We start from the raw sequence: 6,547 nt of genomic DNA on the forward strand, positions 1-6,547 counted from the left end.
TAAAATGGAGAAAAATGGTACAATAATAATTTGAGGTAATAAAAATGAGATTAGATAAATATTTAAAAGTATCAAGAATTATCAAGCGTCGTACAGTCGCAAAAGAAGTAGCAGATAAAGGCAGAATCAAGGTAAATGGAATCTTGGCCAAAAGTTCAACGGATTTGAAAGTTAATGACCAAGTTGAAATTCGCTTTGGCAATAAGTTGCTACTTGTAAAAGTACTGGAGATGAAAGATAGTACAAAAAAAGAAGATGCAGCAGGCATGTATGAAATTATCAGTGAAACACGGGTAGAAGAAAATGTCTAAAAATATCGTACAATTGAATAATTCTTTTATTCAAAATGAACATCAACGTCGTCGCTATCTGATGAAGGAACGACAAAAACGGAATCGTTTCATGGGTTGGGTTCTTATTTTGATGATTTTATTGTTCATTTTACCAACTTATAATCTTGCTCAAAGTTATCACCAATTACTCCAAAGACGTCAACAGTTATCAGACTTGCAAACTCAGTATCAAAACTTGAGTGAGGAAAAGGAGAAAGAGACAGCTTTTGCTACAAAGTTGAAAGATGAAGATTACGCTGCTAAATATATGCGTGCAAAATATTATTATTCTAAGAATCGGGAAGCTGTTTATACGATTCCTGACTTGCTTCCAAGGTGATGAAATGGAAAATTTATTAGACGTAATTGAGCAATTTTTGAGTCTATCGGATGAAAAACTAGAAGAGTTGTCTGATAAAAATCAACTATTGCGTTTACAAGAAGAAAAGGAAAGGAAGAATGCGTAAATTCTTAATTATTTTGTTGCTACCAAGTTTTTTGACAGTTTCAAAAGTCGTTAGCACAGAAAAAGAAGTTGTATATACTTCGAAAGAAATTTATTACCTTTCACAATCTGACTTTGGTATTTATTTTAGAGAAAAATTAAGTTCTCCCATGGTTTATGGAGAGGTTCCTGTTTATGCGAATGAAGATTTAGTAGTGGAATCTGGAAAATTGACTCCCCAAACAAGTTTTCAAATAACCGAGTGGCGTTTAAATAAACAAGGAATTCCAGTATTTAAGTTATCCAATCATCAATTTATTGCTGCAGACAAACGATTTTTATATGATCAGTCAGAGGTAACTCCAACAATAAAAAAAGTATGGTTAGAATCTGATTTTAAACTGTATAACAGTCCTTATGATTTAAAAGAAGTGAAATCATCCTTATCAGCTTATTCGCAAGTTTCAATTGATAAGACCATGTTTGTAGAAGGGAAAGAATTTCTACATATTGATCAAGTTGGATGGGTAGATAAGGAATTAACTTCTGAAGAAGATAATCGGATGAATAAAGTGCAAGAAATATTATCTGAAAAATATCAGAAAGCTTCTTTCTCTATTTATGTTAAGCAACTGACTACTGGAAAAGAAGCTGGTATCAATCAAGATGAAAAGATGTATGCAGCTAGCATTTTAAAATTACCTTATCTCTACTATACGCAAGAAAAAATAAATGAGGGTCTTTATCAGTTAGACACGACTGTAAAATACGTATCAGCAGTCAATGATTTTCCAGGTTCTTATAAACCAGAGGGAAGTGGTAGTCTCCCTAAAAAAGAGGATAATAAAGAGTATTCTATAAAGGACTTAATCACAAAAGTATCTAAAGAATCGGATAATGTAGCTCATAATCTATTGGGATATTACATTTCAAATCAATCTGATGCTATATTCAAATCCAAGATGTCTGCCATTATGGGAGATGATTGGGATCCAAAAGAAAAATTGATTTCTTCTAAAATGGCTGGGAAAGTTATGGAAGCTATTTATAATCAAAATGGATTTGTGCTAGAGTCTTTGACTAAAACAGATTTTGATAATCAGCGAATTGCCAAAGGTGTTTCTGTGAAGGTAGCTCATAAAATTGGGGATGCGGACGAATTTAAGCATGATACGGGTGTTGTCTACGCAGATTCTCCATTTATTCTTTCTATTTTCACTAAGAATTCTGATTATGATACAATTTCTCAGATAGCCAAGGATGTTTATGAGGTTCTAAAATGAGAGAACAAGATTTTTTAAATCATTTTCTCAAGAAGGGATATTTCAAAAAGCATACTAAGGTGGTGCTAGCTCTTTCTGGTGGATTAGATTCTATGTTTCTATTTAAGGTATTATCTACTTATCAAAAAGAGTTAGAAATTGAATTGATTCTAGCTCATGTGAATCATAAGCAGAGAGTAGAATCAGATTGGGAAGAACAGGAATTAAGGAAGTTAGCTGCTGAAGCAGAGCTTCCTATTTATGTCAGCAATTTTTTAGGTGAATTTTCAGAAGCCCGTGCTCGATATTTTCGTTATGATTTTTTTCAAGAGGTCATGAAAAAGACAGGTGCGACAGCCTTAGTCACTGCTCACCATGCTGATGATCAGGTGGAAACGATTTTGATGCGTTTGATTCGAGGTACTCGTTTGCGCTATCTATCAGGAATTAAGGAGAAGCAAGTAGTCGGAGAGATAGAAATCATTCGCCCCTTCTTGCATTTTCAGAAAAAAGACTTTCCACAAATTTTTCACTTTGAAGATACATCAAATAAGGAAAATCATTATTTTCGCAATCGTATTCGAAATTCTTATTTACCAGATTTAGAAAAAGAAAATCCTCGATTTAGAGATGCAATCTTAAGTATCGGCAATGAAATTTTAGATTATGACTTAGCTATAACTGAATTATCTCACAATATTGATGTGGAAAATTTACAGCAGTTATTTTCTTATTCTGAGTCAACACAAAGAATTTTACTGCAAACTTATCTGAATCATTTTCCAGATTTGAATCTTACAAAATCTCAGTTTGAAGAAGTTAGACAAATTTTAAAAACTCAAAGCCAGTATCGTCATCCGCTTAAAAATGGCTATGAATTGATAAAAGAGTACCAACGGTTTCAGATTTGTAAAATCAGTCCTCAGTCTGATGAAAAGGAAGATGAACTTGTGTTACACTATCAAAATCAGGTATCTTACCAAGGTTATTTATTTTCCTTTGGACTTCCTTTAGAAGGTGAATCAATTCAACAAATACCTGTTTCACGCGAAACATCCATACACATTCGTCATCGAAAAACAGGAGATGTTTTGATTCAAAATGGGCATAGAAAAAAACTCAGACGTCTATTTATTGATTTGAAAATCCCTATGGAAAAGCGAAAATCAGCTCTGATTATTGAGCAATTTGGTGAAATTGTCTCAATTTTGGGAATTGCGACCAGTAATTTGAGTAAAAACACGAAAAATGATATAATGAACACTGTACTTTATATAGAAAAAATAGATAGGTAAAAAAATGTTAGAAAACGATATTAAAAAAATCCTCGTTTCACACGATGAAATTACAGAAGCGGCTAAAAAATTAGGTGCTCAATTAACCAAGGACTATGCAGGAAAAAATCCAATTTTAGTTGGGATTTTAAAAGGATCTATTCCTTTTATGGCTGAATTGGTTAAACATATTGATACACATATTGAAATGGACTTCATGATGGTTTCTAGCTACCATGGTGGAACAGCAAGTAGTGGTGTCATCAATATCAAGCAAGATGTAACTCAAGATATTAAAGGAAGACATGTTCTATTTGTAGAAGATATCATTGATACAGGTCAAACTTTGAAGAATTTGCGAGATATGTTTATTGCAAGAGAAGCAGCTTCTGTTAACATTGCAACCTTGTTGGATAAACCAGAAGGACGTGTTGTAGAAATTGAGGCAGACTATACCTGCTTTACTATCCCAAATGAGTTTGTAGTAGGTTATGGTTTAGACTACAAAGAAAATTATCGTAATCTTCCTTATGTTGGAGTATTGAAAGAAGAAGTGTATTCAAATTAGAAAGAACAATTTTTAATGAAAAAACAAAATAATGGTTTAATTAAAAATCCTTTTCTATGGTTATTACTTATTTTTCTCCTAGTTACAGGTTATCAGTATTTTAGTACAGGTAGTGTTGCAGGGAAAAGTGAGCAAATTAATTATACAGAATTGGTAAAAGAAATTACCGATGACAATGTAAAAGAATTGACTTACCAACCAAATGGTAGTGTTATCGAGGTTTCGGGTGTCTATAAAAATCCTAAAACAAGTAAAGAAGAAACAGGCATTCAGTTCTTTTCTCCATCTGCTACAACAGTAGAGAAATTTTCAAGTATTATTCTTCCTTCAGATACTACGGTATCAGAATTGCAAAAGCTTGCTTCTGACCATAAGGCGGCAGTAACTATTAAGCATGAAAGTTCAAGTGGTATGTGGATTAATATTCTTGTATCCATTGTGCCATTCGGTATTCTATTCTTCTTCCTATTCTCTATGATGGGAAATATGGGAGGAAATAATAGTCGTAACCCGATGAGTTTTGGACGTAGTAAGGCTAAAGCTGCAAATAAAGAAGATATTAAAGTAAGATTTTCAGATGTTGCTGGAGCTGAGGAAGAAAAACAAGAACTGGTTGAAGTTGTTGAATTCTTAAAAGATCCAAAACGATTTACAAAACTTGGGGCTCGTATTCCAGCAGGTGTCCTTCTGGAGGGACCTCCGGGAACAGGTAAGACGTTGCTTGCTAAAGCAGTCGCCGGAGAAGCAGGTGTTCCATTCTTTAGTATCTCAGGTTCTGACTTTGTAGAAATGTTTGTCGGAGTTGGAGCTAGTCGTGTTCGTTCTCTTTTTGAAGATGCCAAAAAAGCAGCACCAGCTATTATCTTTATCGATGAAATTGATGCTGTTGGACGTCAACGTGGAGTCGGTCTCGGCGGAGGTAATGACGAACGTGAACAAACCTTGAACCAACTTTTGATTGAGATGGATGGTTTTGAGGGAAATGAAGGGATTATCGTCATCGCTGCGACAAACCGTTCAGATGTACTTGACCCTGCCCTTTTGCGTCCAGGACGTTTTGATAGAAAAGTATTGGTTGGCCGTCCTGATGTTAAGGGGCGCGAAGCAATCTTGAAAGTTCATGCTAAGAACAAGCCTTTAGCAGAAGATGTAGATTTGAAATTAGTTGCTCAACAAACTCCAGGTTTTGTTGGTGCTGATTTAGAGAATGTATTGAATGAAGCGGCTTTAGTCGCTGCTCGTCGCAATAAATCAATAATTGATGCCTCAGATATTGATGAAGCAGAAGATAGAGTTATTGCTGGTCCTTCTAAGAAAGATAAGACAGTTTCACAAAAAGAACGTGAATTGGTTGCTTACCATGAGGCTGGACATACCATTGTTGGTCTAGTCTTATCGAATGCCCGCGTTGTCCATAAGGTTACAATTGTACCACGTGGCCGTGCAGGTGGTTACATGATTGCACTTCCTAAGGAAGATCAAATGCTTCTATCTAAAGAAGATATGAAAGAGCAATTGGCTGGTTTAATGGGTGGACGTGTAGCTGAAGAAATCATCTTTAATGTCCAAACGACAGGAGCTTCAAATGACTTTGAACAAGCTACACAGATGGCTCGTGCAATGGTTACAGAGTACGGTATGAGTGAAAAACTTGGTCCGGTACAATATGAGGGTAATCATGCCATGTTTGGTGCACAAAGCTCTCAAAAATCAATTTCAGAACAAACAGCTTATGAAATTGACGAAGAGGTTCGTTCATTATTGAATGAAGCACGAAATAAAGCTGCTGAAATTATTCAGTCAAATCGTGAAACTCACAAGTTGATTGCAGAAGCATTATTGAAATACGAAACATTGGATAGTACACAAATTAAATCTCTTTACGAAACAGGAAAGATGCCTGAAACAGTAGAAGAAGAATCACATGCACTATCCTATGATGAAGTAAAGTCAAAAATGAATGATGAAAAATAACCCTGAGAGAGGCAAGACCTCTCTTTTTTGTGCAGTTGAGGAGCTAAAGGGTGCAGAATGGATGAAATGTGCTAAAAGTGTTTTTGAATTTGTTAGACTGTACACAGAAAGGGGAAGATTATGCTTAAAGAATTGTATAAAGAAGTCCAGGGAATTGTATATAAGAGTAGAAATGAATATTACCTTCATTTGTGGGAGTTATCGGACTGGGATCAAGAGGGAATGATTTGCCTACATGAATTGATTAGTAGCGAAGAAGGGCTAGTAGACGATATTCCTCGTTTACGTAAATACTTCAAAACAAAATTCCGGAATCGAATTCTAGATTATCTCCGTAAACAAGAAAGTCAAAAACGGAGATATGATAAAGAGCTTTATGAAGAAGTGGGTGAGATAAGTCATCGTATAAGTGAGGGAGGACTCTGGCTAGACGATTATTATCTCTTTCATGAAACACTAAGAAATTATAGAGGTAAACAAAATAAAGAGCAACAAGAAGAGTTAGAACGCGTCTTAAGAGATGAACGCTTCCGAGGGCGTCAAAGAGTGTTAAGAGACTTACGTATTGTGTTTAAAGAGTTTGACATCCGTACTCATTAGGAATTCATGCAAAAAAGTAAAAAAAGTTTAAAAAAGGTGTTGACAAAAAACAAAAAGCCGGTATAATAGTAAGAGTTGAAAATAACAGCTCA

General features: G+C 34.9%; 8 protein-coding genes. All 8 read left to right on the top strand.

Going from position 1 to position 6,547, the window contains the following annotated elements; translation table 11 throughout:
* The first annotated feature begins 44 nt into the window (after nucleotides 1–44).
* The 8 genes from HMPREF2701_RS06775 (at nucleotide 45) to HMPREF2701_RS06810 (ending at nucleotide 6,455) form a co-directional block, all read left to right on the top strand.
* Nucleotides 45–311, top strand: coding sequence for an RNA-binding S4 domain-containing protein (locus HMPREF2701_RS06775; RefSeq protein WP_001234978.1), 267 nt, complete (start codon nucleotides 45–47; stop codon nucleotides 309–311).
* Nucleotides 304–672, top strand: a complete 369-nt coding sequence (locus HMPREF2701_RS06780; protein ID WP_020902315.1) for a septum formation initiator family protein — start codon at nucleotides 304–306, stop codon at nucleotides 670–672. The genes HMPREF2701_RS06775 and HMPREF2701_RS06780 overlap by 8 nt, the downstream gene beginning before the upstream one ends.
* Nucleotides 673–676: 4 nt before the next feature.
* Entirely contained in the window at nucleotides 677–799 is a 123-nt protein-coding gene (locus tag HMPREF2701_RS11520; protein ID WP_020902316.1) for an SP_0009 family protein, read from the top strand.
* Nucleotides 792–2,060: a serine hydrolase gene (locus tag HMPREF2701_RS06790; protein WP_070482531.1), complete on the top strand. Its 1,269-nt coding sequence runs from the start codon at nucleotides 792–794 to the stop codon at nucleotides 2,058–2,060. The genes HMPREF2701_RS11520 and HMPREF2701_RS06790 overlap by 8 nt, the downstream gene beginning before the upstream one ends.
* Nucleotides 2,057–3,334: a tRNA lysidine(34) synthetase TilS gene (gene tilS / locus HMPREF2701_RS06795; protein WP_001209057.1), complete on the top strand. Its 1,278-nt coding sequence runs from the start codon at nucleotides 2,057–2,059 to the stop codon at nucleotides 3,332–3,334. The genes HMPREF2701_RS06790 and tilS overlap by 4 nt, the downstream gene beginning before the upstream one ends.
* A 4-nt stretch (nucleotides 3,335–3,338) precedes the next feature.
* Nucleotides 3,339–3,881, top strand: a complete 543-nt coding sequence (gene hpt, locus HMPREF2701_RS06800; RefSeq protein WP_000892176.1) for a hypoxanthine phosphoribosyltransferase — start codon at nucleotides 3,339–3,341, stop codon at nucleotides 3,879–3,881.
* A 15-nt stretch (nucleotides 3,882–3,896) separates the two neighbouring features.
* On the top strand, nucleotides 3,897–5,855 hold the full coding sequence (gene ftsH / locus HMPREF2701_RS06805; protein WP_070482533.1) for an ATP-dependent zinc metalloprotease FtsH: 1,959 nt from the start codon (nucleotides 3,897–3,899) through the stop codon (nucleotides 5,853–5,855).
* A gap of 120 nt (nucleotides 5,856–5,975) precedes the next feature.
* Nucleotides 5,976–6,455, top strand: a complete 480-nt coding sequence (locus tag HMPREF2701_RS06810; RefSeq protein WP_070482535.1) for a sigma-70 RNA polymerase sigma factor region 4 domain-containing protein — start codon at nucleotides 5,976–5,978, stop codon at nucleotides 6,453–6,455.
* Nucleotides 6,456–6,547 lie beyond the last annotated feature (92 nt).

This window comes from Streptococcus sp. HMSC077D04 (assembly GCF_001808785.1).
Classification (GTDB): domain Bacteria; phylum Bacillota; class Bacilli; order Lactobacillales; family Streptococcaceae; genus Streptococcus; species Streptococcus mitis_BX.